12 protein-coding genes and 1 pseudogene are annotated in these 16,563 nt (G+C 47.9%); 7 read left to right on the top strand and 6 right to left on the bottom strand.

From position 1 onward, the window contains the following. The first annotated feature begins 748 nt into the window (after positions 1 to 748). From RIG27_RS20460 to RIG27_RS20445, 4 genes are all read left to right on the top strand, one after another. Positions 749 to 2,104, top strand: a complete 1,356-nt coding sequence (locus RIG27_RS20460; protein ID WP_446348189.1) for a response regulator — start codon at positions 749 to 751, stop codon at positions 2,102 to 2,104. A 100-nt stretch (positions 2,105 to 2,204) separates the two neighbouring features. Next, positions 2,205 to 2,570 (top strand): response regulator transcription factor, encoded by a 366-nt coding sequence (locus RIG27_RS20455; RefSeq protein WP_446348187.1) that lies wholly within the window; start codon positions 2,205 to 2,207, stop codon positions 2,568 to 2,570. A 183-nt stretch (positions 2,571 to 2,753) separates the two neighbouring features. After that, complete coding sequence (locus RIG27_RS20450) at positions 2,754 to 3,326, top strand: chemotaxis protein CheW (RefSeq protein WP_446348185.1); 573 nt, start codon at positions 2,754 to 2,756, stop codon at positions 3,324 to 3,326. 263 nt (positions 3,327 to 3,589) lie between these two features. Continuing rightward, positions 3,590 to 6,457: a methyl-accepting chemotaxis protein gene (locus RIG27_RS20445; protein WP_446348183.1), complete on the top strand. Its 2,868-nt coding sequence runs from the start codon at positions 3,590 to 3,592 to the stop codon at positions 6,455 to 6,457. A gap of 56 nt (positions 6,458 to 6,513) precedes the next feature. Here the strand turns inward: RIG27_RS20445 and RIG27_RS20440 are convergent, their stop codons facing one another. Then, positions 6,514 to 6,909, bottom strand: a complete 396-nt coding sequence (locus tag RIG27_RS20440; protein WP_446348181.1) for a four helix bundle protein — start codon at positions 6,907 to 6,909, stop codon at positions 6,514 to 6,516. 57 nt (positions 6,910 to 6,966) lie between these two features. Further along, positions 6,967 to 7,113, bottom strand: a complete 147-nt coding sequence (locus RIG27_RS20435) for a hypothetical protein (RefSeq protein WP_446348179.1) — start codon at positions 7,111 to 7,113, stop codon at positions 6,967 to 6,969. Here RIG27_RS20435 and RIG27_RS20430 point away from each other — a divergent pair. Continuing rightward, entirely contained in the window at positions 7,107 to 10,529 is a 3,423-nt protein-coding gene (locus RIG27_RS20430) for a response regulator (RefSeq protein ID WP_446348177.1), read from the top strand. The two genes, RIG27_RS20435 and RIG27_RS20430, sit on opposite strands and share 7 nt — an antisense overlap. A 290-nt stretch (positions 10,530 to 10,819) precedes the next feature. On the opposite strand, the gene RIG27_RS20425 is transcribed toward RIG27_RS20430, so the two are convergent. Beyond that, positions 10,820 to 10,957 (bottom strand): hypothetical protein, encoded by a 138-nt coding sequence (locus RIG27_RS20425; protein ID WP_446348175.1) that lies wholly within the window; start codon positions 10,955 to 10,957, stop codon positions 10,820 to 10,822. A 13-nt stretch (positions 10,958 to 10,970) separates the two neighbouring features. Here RIG27_RS20425 and RIG27_RS20420 point away from each other — a divergent pair, with 13 nt between their 5' ends. Next, positions 10,971 to 11,468: a chemotaxis protein CheW gene (locus RIG27_RS20420; protein WP_446348173.1), complete on the top strand. Its 498-nt coding sequence runs from the start codon at positions 10,971 to 10,973 to the stop codon at positions 11,466 to 11,468. Positions 11,469 to 11,722: 254 nt separating this feature from the next. On the opposite strand, the gene cmoB is transcribed toward RIG27_RS20420, so the two are convergent. Genes cmoB through RIG27_RS20405 form a run of 3 tightly spaced genes read right to left on the bottom strand, consistent with a single transcriptional unit; the run spans position 11,723 to position 16,327 of the window. Beyond that, positions 11,723 to 12,712: a tRNA 5-methoxyuridine(34)/uridine 5-oxyacetic acid(34) synthase CmoB gene (gene cmoB / locus RIG27_RS20415; RefSeq protein ID WP_446348171.1), complete on the bottom strand. Its 990-nt coding sequence runs from the start codon at positions 12,710 to 12,712 to the stop codon at positions 11,723 to 11,725. A gap of 13 nt (positions 12,713 to 12,725) precedes the next feature. Then, a complete protein-coding gene (locus RIG27_RS20410) occupies positions 12,726 to 16,088 on the bottom strand; it encodes a Swt1 family HEPN domain-containing protein (RefSeq protein ID WP_446348169.1) in 3,363 nt (1,120 codons plus the stop codon). A gap of 23 nt (positions 16,089 to 16,111) precedes the next feature. Further along, a complete protein-coding gene (locus tag RIG27_RS20405) occupies positions 16,112 to 16,327 on the bottom strand; it encodes a hypothetical protein (RefSeq protein WP_446348167.1) in 216 nt (71 codons plus the stop codon). Between the two features lie 96 nt (positions 16,328 to 16,423). On the opposite strand from RIG27_RS20405, the pseudogene RIG27_RS20400 reads away from it, so the two are divergent. Then, a pseudogene (locus RIG27_RS20400) lies at positions 16,424 to 16,563 on the top strand (RNA-guided endonuclease TnpB family protein); the annotation flags it as partial.

Here is a 16,563-nt window from a genome sequence, read left to right as displayed (position 1 = left end):
GTCATTGGTCATTGGTCATTGGTCATTGGTCATTGGTCATTGGTCATTGGTCATTGGTCATTGGTCATTGGTCATTGGTCATTGGTCATTGGTCATTGGTCATTGGTCATTGGTCATTGGTCATTGGTCATTGGTCTGAGTCTTTTGTAAAGCTTTGTCGAAAAATTACCTAAAATAGTCACTTCATCTCCGAGTCCTCTAGACAAACATACGGAAGTAAGTTAGTCTGTATTACAGGTTGTCTAACGTGTAAGACAACGCCAAAAAACTCAACTCTGACCGATCAGGAGTCAAACGTGCCAAACCAACCAACTGCACATTTTAATTCTCCCCAAAAAGAGTTGAGCCAAGTAGGGACCTCTACCACTCGCGATTGACTAATTTTGAATCTCTAAGGTTTTGGATGACTGAATGCGCCAACGGCTTCATTGCATAACGCTGAAGAACTCCAAGCTTAATTGTAGGGATACAGGGTGTTCATTCATCAGACCAGCATCTACAATCCCAGGTCTGATATCGCTCAGAGTGCTGTAGTGATTGCACTCCTGTTTAGTTCCCTGATAGAGAAATTTCAAAATCTTATGAGAGTTAGCAAAGGTAGTCTTTTTTAGACGAAAACACTTTGTCTAACGAAGGTTTCAGGGTGATGTTCCCTTCAAAAGCGACTGAAGTCTAATACGGGTATAAAACACCGACATTATTAGACATTTCTGGCTTTTGTTAATCCCTTAGTCATAGCAAAAAACCGATGACGGCTAGACAAATTCCCTCTGCAATCTCAACTTCAACGCTCTCTTCCCTAGAGCAAGTTCGGTCTCTTAGAACCTTGCAGCGATTTCAGTTTAGCGGTGAACTGGTGTTGAACGTTCCCAAGGGACACCAATGGATCTTTTTTTTGCACCTAGGCGGTATCCTTTATGCCACAGGAGGAGTTCATCCTGTGAGACGGTGGCAACGCAATTTAGCTATTCACTGCCCTCAAATTTTGACTCATCCTGACACAATTGAGCGCGATATAGCCAGTATCAATTCCAAAACGTGCTGGGACTATCAGCTATTGTGTCTCTGGGTCAAGCAGCGACGAATCACTCCCGAACAAGCCGCCAATATGATTCGTGCTGTGCTTACTGAGGTGGTGTTCGATCTCGTGCAAGCGAAGCAAATAACCCATCAAATCCAGCATAATTATTCGTTACCCACGAAACTGGTTTTGATTGAAATTAATCAAGCGATCGCACAAGTCCAATCTCTGTGGCAAACTTGGCACAATGCCCAGCTTGCGGATTATTCTCCCAATCAAGCTCCGGTTATTAAACAACCGGAACAGTTACGAAACAACCGTTCCGCCGAGGTTTACCAAACGTTAACAAACGTACTCGATGGACACCATACATTACGTGACTTAGCCGTAAAACAGCGTCGGCATGTTGTGGACATTGCTCAAGCGTTAATGCCTTACCTGAAAGCAGGCTGGGTAGAACTGACTAATATTCCCGATTTACCAGCACCCACTCCCAATACGGCAAGGAATAGAGAAAATGTTGGTGCTGACAAGCAGGAAAGCAGAGAAAAATGTAGAGACGAGCCACGGCACGTCTCGCCACGGCAAGTTTTATCAAGGCGCGTAGAGCCAGGGAAAGAGAGGGTTAAAGCTTATCCCACGGGTATTACGCCCACCTCTGGAAAAGCAAATGTACCAAAAACACCGCTCAAAAGCGCAATCTCAACCCAATCTCTGGTTGCTTGTGTAGATGACAGTCGTTGGGTGATTCACACCATGGAAAAAGTAATCGGGGCGGCAGGTTACCGATTTATTGGTGTAGAAAATGCCTTGCGAGCCATTCCCACCCTTTTGGTACGCAAACCTGATCTAATCTTTTTAGACTTGGTGATGCCAAATGTCAACGGATATGAGCTTTGTACTCAATTACGCAAACTGTCCTGTTTTCAAAACACGCCGATTGTCTTTTTAACCGGAAAAGATGGGGCAGCCGATCGACTTCACGCCAAATTTGTTGGAGCCTCGGATTTCTTGAGCAAACCTTTAAATTCCAGGAATTTGCTCACGGTACTCCATAAACATATAAAACAGGGTGTTTATTGATTCTTCATCGTTCATCCTTCCTTCTAGGATGATTAAAAATGAAGTAAACAATAACTATCATTGACCAATTTCCTTTGTATTCATTAGATAGGTAATTACCATGGGAACAGCTCTAGTTGTTGAAGATTCCTCAACGGATATGCAAATTATCACCAGTTGCTTACAGCAAGGTGGTATCAATGTCTTGGTCGCCCATAGTGGCGAAGAGGCTTTGGCTAAAATTAGCACGCAAAAACCGGATGTGATTATTTTAGACATCGTGCTACCGGGTCGCAGTGGTTTTGAAGTCTGCCGTGAATTAAAAACGGCGGCTGAAACTAGCAATATTCCTGTTGTTATTTGTTCGACAAAAGGAGGTGAAATGGATAAATTCTGGGGGATGAAACAGGGAGCAGATGCTTACCTGGCTAAACCCGTGGATCAAAATGAGCTTGTCCGAACGGTTAAACAGCTCATTCGCACCTAATTAAAAGGGTTCGTAGTCAGCACTTTAGTGCGAATAAGCTCTTTTGAAGGGCGGGTTTATTCAAGTTATCAGTTTGGTGCAAAATGTTATCTGTAAAACCCGCCCCTACACCCCCGCTCTAAGAGTTCTTTACTTTAAGTTGATACTAATGGCACTAAAGTGCCTACTACATACTTCCTTACCATGTCTGACAGTTTATCAACTCAAAACCGCTTCTCATCCTCCATGCAGATTCAAGCGCGATCGCCTGCGGCTGTCGCTAGCAACACAGAACAGTTTTTGCGGTTTCATCTGCTACCCGATACAACGGCTTTGTTGTCAGTTAGACAGTTGACGGAGGTGTTGCATATTCCGATTGGTCAGATTGTACCCATTCCTCATACACCCGCTTGGGTGATGGGTGTGTATAACTGGCGGGGTGAGATTCTCTGGATGGTGGATATCGGACATCTCGTGGGACTCACACCTTGGTATCAGCAGATAACCGGTGCTTCAAATTACACAGCAATTGTCTTACATACTCGTTCCCCATCACAAACCTCTACCCAAGTCAAAAGCCAGATGCTGGGACTTGTGGTTAACCGCATCGAAGATATGGAATGGTGCAACCCCGATGGGATTCAATCCCCACCCTCTGCTCCCGTCACTCCCGAACTTGCACCATTTTTGCGGGGATATTGGGTGAAATCCAGTGGTGAGATGTTAGCCGTTCTCGATGGCACAGCTATTACCGAAGCCATGCCCAAAATTCAGTAAATTTTGTCATTTGTCATTTGTCATTTGTCAAACTGGCGAGGTGTCAAGTTAGCCAGATCCTTTCAACCAAGAGTTGCATCTATCAAACATTTCTCAAAATCAGCCAATTGACGACGGCTGACAACTATCGCGCCCAAAATTTAGCTTAATTTCATAACTCTATTCGGTATTGCTTAACCCAACGCAAGGCTTTCTTTTGGCTTGCGGATGAGTTGAGTAGTATCTCTGGCACCCTATTGATGTTCAACGACGAGGTTCATATCATGACTCAAACATCATCCAATACAAACTCCACAAATAATAACGGTGCTACTTCCAAGCTGACACCTAATGATAATGGTTCAGCACTCAAGGATTATCCCTTTTCTGATCACAGCCTCTCAACTCAAACCTCAAACGCTCTCAAACGACTAGAACCTGATGGGGGAGGATATAAGGCAAAAACTCCAACTGTTCTCAATCCACAATTATCAACCTCTTGGTGGCAACGGCTGAATCTACGAAATAAAGCCACCGCATTGGCAATCATTATTGGTACGTTGCCCGTACTGGTAACCGGAATCACCGCCTACTATTTTGCTGACCGAGCAATTACTACAGAAATTGCCGCCGCTAAAATAGCTCGTGCTGAAGGGATGGAAGATAAGGTAATTCGTTTCATGCGGGAACGGTACGGGGATATTCAGATTCTGGCAAATCTGCAAATTTTCACTGATCCCAAATTGGCTGAATCAACCACTCTCGCTCAAAAACAAGCCACTCTTGATAACTACATCGAGTTCTACAAAATCTATGACAGCATTGCTGTGTTTGATCTCAAGGGCAATGTAATTGTGCAATCTAAGGGAGATCCTCTGCCTAATCACAGCGATCGCGATTACATTCAAAATGCCCTCAAGCTTGATCAACCCTATATTGGCAACCCCACAATCTCTAACACCAGTGGCACATTTGTTGTCCATGCGGCTGCACCCATTAAAGATGTTACAGGTAAGCTAATTGGCGTGATTCGCTCTCGTATGCCTGTGGAAGCCCTTGATGACTTGATTTCCAATTTCGCCGCAGGCGGTGACCAATACCACTTGATTGACTTGTCTGAGGGCGACGCCGAAATTTTCGTATCCAACCAAGTGGAGAAGCAGAAAAAACAAGCCTCAGAAGTATTTCCTGATTTTGAGCAATTGAAAACCGCAGGCAAACCAGGAAGTACTCTGACAACTGACACGATTGATAACAGTCAAGACTTGTTAGCTTATGCTCCCTTACACGAACTAGAAGGGATGCAAAAACTACCTTGGAGTGCGGCTGTGGCGACACCAACCAAGATTGCGTTTGAACCGCAGCGCCAGTTACTGCTTGCCCTAGCCAGTGGTACAGCGCTCACCGCTTTACTCGTATCCGCGATAGCTGCTACCATCGCCAACCGTGCCACACGTCCGATTGTGAGTGCAGCCGACGCGGTGACCAAAATTGGTCAGGGAGACTTGGATACTCGTCTAGATGTGGCTGGGGAGGACGAAATGGCTGTCTTGGGTGAAAACATCAACGACATGGCTCAACAGCTTGGAACCTTGGTGCAGGAACAAACCCTGGCGGCAGAAAAGGCAAACTTGTTGGCAGAAATTACCAGTGTCCGTTCCTTTGACGCCCAAGCAATTCAAGATATTTTCGACATTGCCGTGATCAATGCTCGCAAAATCTATCAGGCGGATCGGGTGATTATCTATAGTCTGAACACCGATGGCAGTGGCGAGGTGGTGGCTGAATCAGTTACTGCGGGTCAGTTTCATGGGTTCAATAGCAATATCAAATATCCCCCCCTATCACCAAAACAGCTAGCGACTCACAGTGATGACGGGATTGTGGCAATTACGAATGTTGCCACCGCTGGGTTAGCGCCTGAACAGATGAAATTTATGGAACATCTGGAAGTTAAGTCTACCCTGGATGTTTTACTCCTGTCTCAGGGTCAACCCTTTGCCTTACTTAGTGTTCACCACTGCGAGAAGCTCCACCAATGGCACCCTGGGGAAATCGATTTCCTCCAGCGTTTAGCTGACCAGATGCGACTATCCCTTGACCGACTCACCCTACTTGACCAAACCCGAAACCTGGCGGAAGAACAGCGTCAATTAAAAGAGAGTTTGCAACAGCGAGCCTTAGAACTGCTCAAGGAGGTAGACCCGATTAGTAAAGGGGATCTAACCATTCGCGCCCGAGTCACCGAAGATGAAATCGGTACGATCGCAGATTCCTATAATGCCACCGTTGCTAACCTACGGAAAATTGTTAACCAGGTGCAGGCGGCGGCGGGTCAAGTGGTGGATACCACGAGCAGTAATGAAGTGGCGGTTCAATCCCTCGCCGAAGAAGCGTTGAATCAAGCCGAAGAAATTTCTGTCGCCCTTGACCGCGCCCAGGAAATGGCTCAGTCGGTGCGAATGGTTGCGGCGAACGCGGAACAAGCGTTAACGGCGGTGCAAGAAGCGGGTGAGATGGTACAAGAAGGAGACCAGGCGATGAACCGTACTGTAGACGGGATTCTCGCCATCCGCGAAACTGTAGCAGAAACAGCGAAAAAAGTCAAGCACTTGGGTGAATCCTCCCAAAAGATTTCCACGGTTGTTAACCTGATTAGCACCTTTGCCGCCCAAACCAACTTGCTGGCGCTCAACGCCTCCATTGAGGCAGCCCGCGCCGGGGAAGAAGGACGAGGGTTCGCGGTGGTTGCCGACGAAGTGCGATCGCTGGCTCAACAGTCTGCCAATGCGACTAGCGAAATTGAAAAGCTGGTGGCGGCAATTCAAGCGGAAACTAACGAGGTGGTAACCGCAATGGAAGCCGGGACAGAACAGGTGGTTATGGGTACAAAACTCGTGGATGAAACTCGTGCCTCTCTGAACAAGATTACCTCTGTATCCAACAAGATTAGTGACCTGGTTGAAGCGATTACCGAAGCCACATTAATTCAGACACGAGCCTCTGAATCGGTGACGGAAACAATGACAAAGGTGGCAAATATTGCGGCTCAAACATCCACAGGAGCTAGTGATGTATCGTACTCATTTGAACAACTCCGACAAGTGGCGCAAGCGTTACAAGCAGAGGTGGGTCAGTTTAAGTTGAATTAGTCATTTGTCATTTGTCATTCGTCATTTGTCATTCGTCATTTGTCATTCGTCATTTGTCATTTGTCATTCGTCATTTGTTGATTGGAACTAGGGTGATCACCAATTGATTTTAGGTAGGCGTTGAGTTTTGGGGCGAGTTCATCAATGATTGATTTGAGTGTATCTACTTGTCCATCAGTTAATAGGTTACGAATGTACGCTTGTCTTAACCAGTGTTGCGTTTCATTCAAAGAGCCTCTAGCGATCCGAATAAATCGCCGATTGTCTTGAAAACTTCCTCGCCCTACTCCCTCTGCTATGTTTGCACCAATGCTATCCGTTGAGCGAACAATCTGTTTGCCTACGGTATCTCTAGCAAAACCATTCCAGTTGTTCACAATTGTCCAGATTTCATTAGCTAATCGTTCTGCCAACTGGTAAACCTGTAAATCTTGGAATCTTTTACTGGACATCTGTACACCCTCGCTAATAAAACTAGGCTCTAGCTAAGCATAGCAGTTTCCACGCAATCAAGAAACTGTGACCAAGGACGAATGACTAATGACCAAAGACGAATGACCAAAGACGAATGACCAAGGACGAATGACCAAGGACAAATGACCCAGGACAAATGACCCAGGACAAATGACCAAGGACAAAGGACGAAAATATGGCAATTAATCCCGATATTCGTGACCAAGCCTATCAGTTTTTTATTGCCGAAGCGCCGGAACTTTTACAAATCCTAGAAACCGGGTTATTAAACCTGAGAGATGAGCGCAGCACTGCCAAAGTTCATGAATTAATGCGAGCGGCTCACTCGTTAAAAGGGGGCGCAGCCAGTGTTGAATTAGAGGCAATTGCGGCTCTAGCTCACCGCTTGGAAAATATCTTTAAGGCACTTTATAGTGATACGGTCGATATTGACGTTGAGCTAGAGAATAAACTGCTGCAAGCTTATGACTGTCTGAGTGTGCCGCTGAAATCGCAAATTACCACCGGTTCCTTTAACGCTGAGGCGGCTATATCCACGGGGACTCCCATTTTTGACCAAATTGAGGCACGATTGGGAGATGCTCTGACTCAGGCGGATAGTTATATGCCCAGTTCTGCTGAATTGGGGATCAATATGGCGGTGTCTATTTTTGAAGTCGATGTCGCGGAAGGCTTGGAACGTTTTGCTACCGTGGTAGCGAATCCTCAAGACTATGAAGTAGCTGGAGAATTACGCGCCCAACTTGAAGTGTTTGCTGGATTTGCCGAGTTCTTAAACTTGCCCGGATTTGGCGCGATCGCACAAACGGCTCAACAGGCGCTAGAGGTTCACCCCGAAAGGGTTGTAGAGATTACCCAATTGGCACTGGCTGATTTTGAAGTTAGCCGCCAAGCTGTTCTCTCCGGTGAACAGACGACGGGAGGAAGTCCTTCTGAGGCTTTAATTGCCCTCGCCGAATCTCCAGCAACTTCGACAGTTTCGGGTGAGTGGGAAGCGAGTGATTGGGGATTGGAACTACCGTCAACCGAGGTTTCGGTGGACATGGAAGAGTCGGTTGGGCAACCGATTGAAGCCTTTGCCGAGGAGGATGCGATCGCGGCGTCACCAGAAATGCTTCCTTTACTCGCCGATTTGTTTTCTCAAGAGACTGAACTGTATAACCTGCCAGCCACAGCAGAATCACCATCATCCATTCCTTCGTTAGACGATATTTTTGGTACGTCTGAAGGTGAGGAGATTTTAGAGACACAAGAGGTTAACCAGGAAATCTCTATCCTCGCCCAGATAGAGGATCACCTCCAAGCAACTCCCGAAACTGTCACCGAAGTCGAAGCGGATGTTGTACCCGAAACCTCTGCATTAGTTCCGACTGAACCGATCAATCTGGATGTTGCGATTCAATCGATTGAGCAAGTTTTTGATCAACTTCCCTCCCTGGAAGAGGCGTCACAATTAACCCTGTTTCAGGGGAATTCGTTGGTGTCTAATCAATCGGATCAGCGTAATCTCACCGCGTCTTCATCCAATCAGCTGACGAGCAACAATCTCGTTACATCGACTCCTCCCCGTTCACCCGCCCCCACGCAGACTCTATCCGTGCGGGTAGATTTAGATCGACTGGAACGAATGAATAACTTGGTGGGGGAATTAGCGATTAACCGCAATGGTTTATCCCTCCAGAATCAGCAATTACAGGGTTCTGTGCGAGCCTTGCTGGATCGATTTGGGCGATTTGGGCAGATTGTGAATCAATTGCAAAATTTATCGGATAAGATGCTAGTTGCGCCAGAACGGTACAGCTATGGGACGATGGCGGGTGCGGAGGCTCGTCAAATTCCCCAAGGCGGTAATGGGCGATCGCTGGGATTTCAGAACTCGGATCGCTCCCCGGATGGAACGATGAAGACATTAGCGGATTTTGACTCCTTGGAAATGGATAGCTACGGCGCTCTCTATTCCCAAATCCAAGGGATTTTAGAGGAGATGGTGCAGCTTGAAGAAGCTGTTGATGATATCGCCCTATTTGCCAAGAAATCCGATCAAACTACAGAACAGCAGCGTCAAATGCTCAACCACTTGCGGGATGAGTTGATGTGGGCGCGAATGTTACCGATTGGGGAGGTGTTGAATCGGTTTCCCAGGGTATTACGAGAACTGTCTAACACGTATCACAAACGGGTGAATTTGAAGTTAACCGGAACAGGAGTTCTGGTTGATAAAGCGGTGTTAGAAAAGCTATATGATCCGTTGCTGCATTTACTGCGAAATGCCTTTGACCATGGAATTGAGTCTGCTGAGATCCGGCATCAACGGGGGAAACCGGAATCGGGACAAATGGAGATTCGGGCGTATCACAAGGGAAGTCAAACGATTATCGAAGTTCGGGATGATGGTCAAGGGTTAAATGCTGAGCGAATTGGGCGTCGGGCGGTTGAGTTGGGATTAGTATCCCGTGATCAATTAGCGACAATCTCAGAGGCGCATTTGTGGGGATTTATCTTTGAGCCAGGATTTTCCACCGCCCAGCAAGTGAGTCAGTTATCGGGACGAGGGATGGGTTTAGATGTGGTGCGGACTCAGTTGCGATCGCTAAAAGGTAAAATTTCTGTAACTTCCACGCCAGGAGGCGGTACGACGTTTACGTTGCGTCTACCCTTAACCCTAACCATCGCTAAATTATTGGTCTGTTTTATCGGGACAACCGTGTTAGCGTTACCCTCGGACAGTATCGAAGAAATTATTATTCCCAAAGCCAACCAAGTGAAAAAATCCGGGGCGCAACGGTTTCTCCATTGGCGGGGACAATTAGTACCGACGTATCGATTAGGGGAATTGTTGGACTATCAGCGCCCCTTACCCGAAAGCATTACCAGTCAAGCCTTAAGTTCAGTGGCTGCACCCGATACATGGCAATTACCCCTGTTGATACTGCGCCAGGATCAGCAGGTATTTGCTGTGGAAGTGGAGCGTCTGGTTACAGAACAAGAATTGGTGATTAAACCCTTTGGGGCGGCAATTTCTCCCCCTAGTTATACCTACGGCTGTACGATTTTGGGGGATGGGAGTGTAATTCCAGTAATTGATGGCATCGCGCTGTTGGAATTTGCCCACGGATCAACGACGCCAACGGCGACGCCTGTACCGAAAGCGCCTTCCGACGAAACGGCGATGGGTTCAGGGGATACAACTACTCTCAGCCGAACGGTGCAAGTACCGACAATCTTGATTGTCGATGATGCGGTGGCGTTGCGACAAACCCTAGCGTTAACCCTGGAACGGGCGGGTTTTCGGGTATTACAAGCGCGGGATGGGCGAGAGGCGATCGAACAATTGCAGCAAAGTGCATCGGTGCAGTTAGTGGTGTGTGATATTGAGATGCCGAATATGAATGGGTTTGAGTTTCTCAGTCAACGGCGTCAAGATCCACAATTGTCAAGGGTTCCCGTTGCCATGTTAACCTCTCGCAGCAGTCAGAAACATCGCTGGTTAGCGATGCAGTTGGGAGCGAGTGGGTATTTTACTAAGCCTTATTTGGAACAAGAGTTTGTGGGATCTCTGAATGACATCATCCGCGAAAATAGTCTTGTTAGTCATTAGTCATTTGTCCTTTGTCATTTGTCCTTTGTCATTTGTCATTAGTCATTAGTCATTTGTCATTTGTCATTAGGTGACGACGTGCATTTGTGTCATTTTAAGCTTAAAACTCTGCAAGATCTGTCCCCTCCCGTCCCCCTTTTAGATCCCCCTCCCGTCCCCCTTTTAGATCCCCCTCCCGTCCCCCTTAAAAAGGGGGAAGCCAGCGGATGCTTCGCTTTTTTGGCACGGGGGAGACCAAAGGATGCTTCGCTTTTTGTTCCATGGGGGAAGCCAGTTCCATGGGGGAGAATTCAAAGCCTCTCTCCTTGTAGGAGAGAGGTTTGGAGAGAGGTTTTCCAGATCCCGACCAAAAGTAAGAACACCACTGACCGACCTGCGCCCTCTCCACCGACTGTAATTTTTGTTGTCTCAATAATAATTTTTGTCATGAACAGTAATCTCATGAATACTCAATCAAAAGAAAATCAATCCGTACTTGCCGAAAAAACGACAAAAGAAACGAAACAAATATTAAAATTAATTCTTTTTACCCTGGGAAACTTGAATCTAGCATTACCAATTGAATCCGTCTACAAAATCTTGAATCGCGCCCCTGTTCATGGGAGTGGGATGAATCAGGTGGGAGTTACCCACTCTGGCGAAGAAGAAATTACGGTTATCGATTTATATCAGCGCTTTTTCAAAGAGAGTTTACCGGAAGCTGCCAATGGGGGAGGATATCTGGTAACGATGCAAAATAAAACGGGTGAACTCTATGGTATTCCTGTCGCTGACGCGCCTATTTTAATAGATGTACCACTTTCAGCGATTCGGCTTTTACCGGAATCTTATCGTCGTTCTGATACGGTGAATATTGCCCGTCATGTGGCAGTAATCCCTCAAGATTCTGGAGCAAAAACTATCTTTTTGTTGGACGTTGATTTGCTGTTGCCAACCTGAGATATAAGCTGTTCGGCATTTAAACCTTAATATCAATAATGGCGAAAGCCTTGTGGTGCGTTAAGCGAAGCCATGCCGCAGGCTTTGCATCTTGCTCGCTACTAATACCCAATTTAAATGCATGACAGCTTAGCGCTACGCGCTAGGCAATAGGCAATAGGCAATAGGCGTTCTTTGAAGAAAAAAGCGGTTGTTCCGTAGTTATCGTGCTAAGTTGTTAGGTTTAACGCTCATGAAAACCCCTAAAATCTGATTTAATTTTTATGAGCAATTACATAATAGCGCCAGGGTGCGGGATACCCTTCTATCGTTACAGATAAATCATCAGGATTCAGGAATTCGCGTAAACTATCGATGGTTGCCCAAGACGTGCGGCGCTGTTCTTCCACAGACAAGGGTTGGGCAAAGAAACAGTGAATCTGATTAAAGCCAGCCCGTACTAGCCAATTCTCCAAACAAGATTGGGTGGGCAAAAACCAAATTCCCCGTGCTTGAGCATAGCGCTTGCGGGGAGTTAACGCCACAGGAAGTTCCCCAGTAATTCCTTGACAATCAATAATAATTTCACCTTTTGGTGCTAGCGCTTGTCGCAGTTTGCCCAATAAATTAATCGGATCTCGATGATGGTAAAGAATTCCTAGACAAAAAATTGTATCAAAGAAATTGGGATAAAAATCGATATGCTCAACCCCCAATAACTCAAACGTCAGCATTGGTTGCTGAACAATGTTTTGGATAAGCTGGAAGTTCCAGAAATGCTGAGGAACTGGCTCAAACCCAATTACACATTCCGGTTTCTGATCCGCCATGCGAAACATAAAATAACCATTGTGACAGCCAATATCCGCCACCCGCCGATTTTTCAGAGACTGGATATGGGGCAAAATTCGCGCCCATTTCCAGTCAGAACGCCACTCGGCATCAATGGTAATCCCAAACAGTTCAAAGGGTCCCTTTTTCCAAGGGCAAAAGGCTTGCAACGAGTGATATAATCGCTGTTTTTGTTCGGTTGTGAGTTCCTCAGCATGACCTACTTTAACCACGGCATCAGAGAAGTCATACCAATCACTCTGGATGTCCTGAACCGCTTGCACCGCTTCTCGGTACTGACTCACTTGAGAGGCGAATAATTTAGATTGTCTCTCTTGACGTACTGATAAAATTTCCTCTCGTGCTAACGTTTCGGGGTAGAACTCTAGATAATCAGGGGGTATATAACCAATCGTTTGATCAGGATTTGTCATGAGTGGTCATCCGTTACTCTTGCTCAAAAGATTGGCTGTTGAACTTAAGTGTCCGACAGTTCTCCATGACGGTACGGGCGACATCATCAGGCACCCCTTCAGGAATTTCTGCTTCAATTTCGAGGGTGAGTTTGACTTTTGCACCGTGCAAAGCGGTTAGGTGCTGGATTACCTCGTTCGCGATCGCGGGAGCGTCTCGATTCACCCGCATGGCGTCAATTTCAACGTTACCATAGAACCGCCGGAGTACAGGAGTTTGGCTTCCTCCCGATCCATCGCCGGAGCTACCAATCGTTCCTTCATCACCAGAGGGCGAGCCATCACCCGATTCTGTCCCCGTTGTTGTCACTCCTTTTCCATTAGGGGTTGTAGATGTCGGAGCTTGTTCGGCGTCGAACTGTCGTTGGGCAATGTCTGGTTTGACGAGCAAGCTTTGCGGACTAATTCTAGGCGTTATTCCCGTTCCCGCTAGCAAACCGAGATATTTTCCCGTTTCCTCGTCACATCCCTCAGCATAGGCGAAGTTATCCGCCCAAATCGTTGATGTAACGCCATTGCGGATGGCTTCGAGGAGGACATTTTGGTCTTTCAATCGCGGCAGGTAAAGGTATTGGGTGAGGTACTCCCAGAGGCGCTTCAAGTCGATATGGTTGGTTTCTCGCCAGAGGAACTTATCTAGGGCTTCTAGGCGTAGGTTTGTCGCGGCGTAATTGTCAAGGAGATCGCCTTCATGGACAGCTTTTTTGCTTGCTCGCGCGATCGGTGAGTCTTGACCTTGCAGCCGCGTTTCCTTCCATTCGATACCGCCTTGGGCATCCGGTTGCATCGGCACTAAGAGCCATTGATAGGTATCGTTGAGAATATTATCAACATCTTTGTTCGTTCCATCCCTTTTCGTTTCTGCCTGACTCCGCTGAAAGTTATCGAGATTCAGGGTTTTCTTCTTGTCGTCAGCGAGAATCGACTCCCAGGCGAGGTATTGAGCGACATTCCGCTCTAGGTTCTCAATTTTGGCTTTGTCTGGAGCCAGGAAAAGCAGGGTATTTTTGTAGTAGCGAGGACTGCTTCCTTTGTGGTTTAGGGCATCTTCAATCCATTGGCGAGCGGAGGTATCGTCGCTGAGACGGCTGTAGGGATGCTGGGGAGCAAGCACGACGAGACGCACTCCTAAACTGGGGTCATCGGGAATATCTGCGGTTGATTCCGGGGCAATATGGACGGCACTGAACTCATTGCGCGACTTATCATTTTTTAGTCGTTTAATGATTTCTTCCCAAACCTTGTAACGATCGCTCTGGTATTGATTAGCTCGTTCTTGGGCAGTGCGGTTGACGTTGGGTTGGGTTGAAACCCAGTAGCGGTTACCGTCGATGTAGAGGTAGGTGGCTTGGTCGGTGAGACGGCGCAGAGCATCGCCAAAGGTGGCGGCGGTTTCTCCAGGCTGGACGCAAGCGAGTTTGATTCTGCGGTCTTCCAGTCCGCGATTGGCTGCTCGTAGAGTGGGGGCAGAACCCATGTAAATCGAGCGAGTCACTCGGCGACAGGCAGAGTAACGCCCTAGATTGGGGTTCTGTCGGTCTAGCGCCAGGGGTAGGGAGTTCGGGCCGTCTACGTCTTTATCAATAACGGGAATCCAGTTATCGTCCAGGTAGCGGGTTAGTTCGGACTGCACCTGGGAGTCGTCCATGGGGACGTGGGCTGGCATAATTAGCAGGCTTTGGTCGTTGCGTTCCCAGAGGGAGTGAATCACTTTTGCCATCAGGCGCAGCACGCCACGGGTACGCTGGAATTTATCCAGACTAGACCAGTCGGAGTAGAGGCGATCAAAGAGTTCGGGATGAATCGGATAGGCGTCTCGCATCCGTCGCTCATAGTCGCCTTCTTTGCATTCAGCGGGAAACTCCTGTCTCTGAGTGCGGTACATTTCTGAGAAAGCCCGGATCACAGCATCCCGTTGGACAAAGAGGTTGGGGTCAGCCGCGATCTGAAACAGCCGCCGTCGCACGATCTCAAAGCTTTCTTCAGCGCTGGCGGGTCGCCAAGGGGACTCGACGCGACCGATCGCATTCTTGAGGCGATCAAGGGCTTCTTTGCCTCTCTCTCCTCCGATTTCAATATCAGAGGATGGAATACTGACAACGAGTAAAGTCTGCTTGGCGTTTTTAGCCGACTCGCTCAGGGTTTGAGCAAAGGTGAACTGGGTGTCGAAACTGCCACCAGCAATATCGCTGCGGTCGTGTAATTGTCGAGCATAGGCGACCCATTCATCGATCAGAATCAAACAGGGGGAAAAGCGGTTGAAGAGTACCTTGAGGGCATCGCCCGGATTGGTGGAGGTTTCATCGGCATTGCGAACGATTTCATAGCCCTCTAACCCGCCGAGTTGCCATGCCAATTCACCCCAGAGGGTTTTGATCAAAGGACGGTTTTGGCTCTTGTGTTCGGGTTTGTAGGAGGCGATACCGCTGGGCTGGAGTTTATTCCCCACAAGGACGGCGACGTTGACGTTTTGGGGGGGTTTGGTCAAGCTAGTCTCTTGGAAGATGGGTTCCATGCCAGGGAGATCCGCGATCGCTAAGGCATTGCACAAATGATACAGTGCTAGCATGGCGTGGGTTTTACCGCCACCAAAGTTGGTTTGCAGTTCAATCACCGGATCGCCGCCTTTTCCACTTAGGCGCAGTAATGCCCCGCTCAGGAGTTGCTTGAGTCCCTCGGTCAGGTAGGTACGCCGGAAGAATTCTGTGGGGTCACGGTATTCATCGGAGCCTTCATCCAGGTAAACTTGCCACAGGTCAGCGGCAAATTCAGCTTGTTGGTAGCGCCCTGAGGCGACATCGGGGTGAGGGGTGGTAATTTCGCGCCAGGGTTTTAATCCTGACATCGGCTGTCCGACAGTGGGAGCCACAGCCGCACGGCGAGTTTCCCGACGGGCTTGACCTTCAAAGCGAACCCGCAAGAGTTCTTGTTTCTGCTTTTCGACTTGATCGGCTTCAGTGGCTGAGATGGCACAGAGGAGGCGAGCTATGCTGTCGAGAGCGCGGTAAGCGTCATCGGTGGAGAAGGTGCTAGTATGCGCCCAGTCGTTACGGGTATCCCGCAGTTCGCTGACGATGCTGCGTTCGGAGCGTCCCAGGGTATTGCGGAAGACGTTATTCCACTGTTCCCACATCACCATCAGTAAGGCAGAAACATCTTCCTTGAGGACATCTTTCACCTCACGACGCGCCACGTAATGGTCGGGAAGACAAGCAGAGGCAGCACTCAACCACCGCTCGCCAAAGTTGGCTTTCATCTCTCGCTCAATGAAGGGATAGAGTCCATCTCGCAGTAAGTTTAAGGCTCTACCGACTCGTTCGTGGTTACTAATTGCCATGTTATTATGTTTTGGGGTTTCAGCTAGAGTTGGGATTTTTGGGTTTGAATGGTCTGACGAAAGGCTCGTAAGGCGGGACTTCTGCCAATGGTGATACTTTGTTCAAGTACCTCGGCGACTAAATTGAGGATTGGCAATGTGGGACTTGTAGAAACTTGCTGATATTGACCGGATTGCAGGGTATAAATTTTAAGTTCATTACGCAAAAACCAATACTGGTAAGCCTTTAGGCTGTTCACCCTCTTCCCCTAACCCCTTCTCCCATCGAGGGAGAAGGGGAACTAGAAACTCCGGCTCCCCTCTCCTCTGGTGGGTGTGGGGCTGGGGGTGTGGGGGCTGACCGATGGTTCATCAGCTTTAAACTGGACTATGAGCAAGTATACCGCCCCAAACCTCACCCTGTAGTGGGAGTCGATTTAGGCATAAAGGCGCTAGCCGTCTTGTCTACAGGCATCGTGGTAGAAGGGGCGAAAAG

It is taken from the genome of Coleofasciculus sp. F4-SAH-05, assembly GCF_040222985.1.
Classification (GTDB): Bacteria; Cyanobacteriota; Cyanobacteriia; order Cyanobacteriales; family Coleofasciculaceae; genus Coleofasciculus; species Coleofasciculus chthonoplastes.
This window is presented reverse-complemented; position numbering and strand designations above follow the sequence as displayed.

Excerpts from the sequence above, each read along its gene's own strand:
- RIG27_RS20455 (WP_446348187.1), top strand. The coding sequence starts at position 2,205 with ATGGGAACAGCTCTAGTTGTTGAAGATTCCTCAACGGATATGCAAATT.
- RIG27_RS20440 (WP_446348181.1), bottom strand. The coding sequence starts at position 6,909 with ATGTCCAGTAAAAGATTCCAAGATTTACAGGTTTACCAGTTGGCAGAA.
- RIG27_RS20410 (WP_446348169.1), bottom strand. The coding sequence starts at position 16,088 with ATGGCAATTAGTAACCACGAACGAGTCGGTAGAGCCTTAAACTTACTG.
- RIG27_RS20420 (WP_446348173.1), top strand. The coding sequence starts at position 10,971 with ATGAATACTCAATCAAAAGAAAATCAATCCGTACTTGCCGAAAAAACG.
- cmoB (WP_446348171.1), bottom strand. The coding sequence starts at position 12,712 with ATGACAAATCCTGATCAAACGATTGGTTATATACCCCCTGATTATCTA.
- RIG27_RS20425 (WP_446348175.1), bottom strand. The coding sequence starts at position 10,957 with ATGACAAAAATTATTATTGAGACAACAAAAATTACAGTCGGTGGAGAG.
- RIG27_RS20460 (WP_446348189.1), top strand. The coding sequence starts at position 749 with ATGACGGCTAGACAAATTCCCTCTGCAATCTCAACTTCAACGCTCTCT.
- RIG27_RS20445 (WP_446348183.1), top strand. The coding sequence starts at position 3,590 with ATGACTCAAACATCATCCAATACAAACTCCACAAATAATAACGGTGCT.
- RIG27_RS20450 (WP_446348185.1), top strand. The coding sequence starts at position 2,754 with ATGTCTGACAGTTTATCAACTCAAAACCGCTTCTCATCCTCCATGCAG.
- RIG27_RS20430 (WP_446348177.1), top strand. The coding sequence starts at position 7,107 with ATGGCAATTAATCCCGATATTCGTGACCAAGCCTATCAGTTTTTTATT.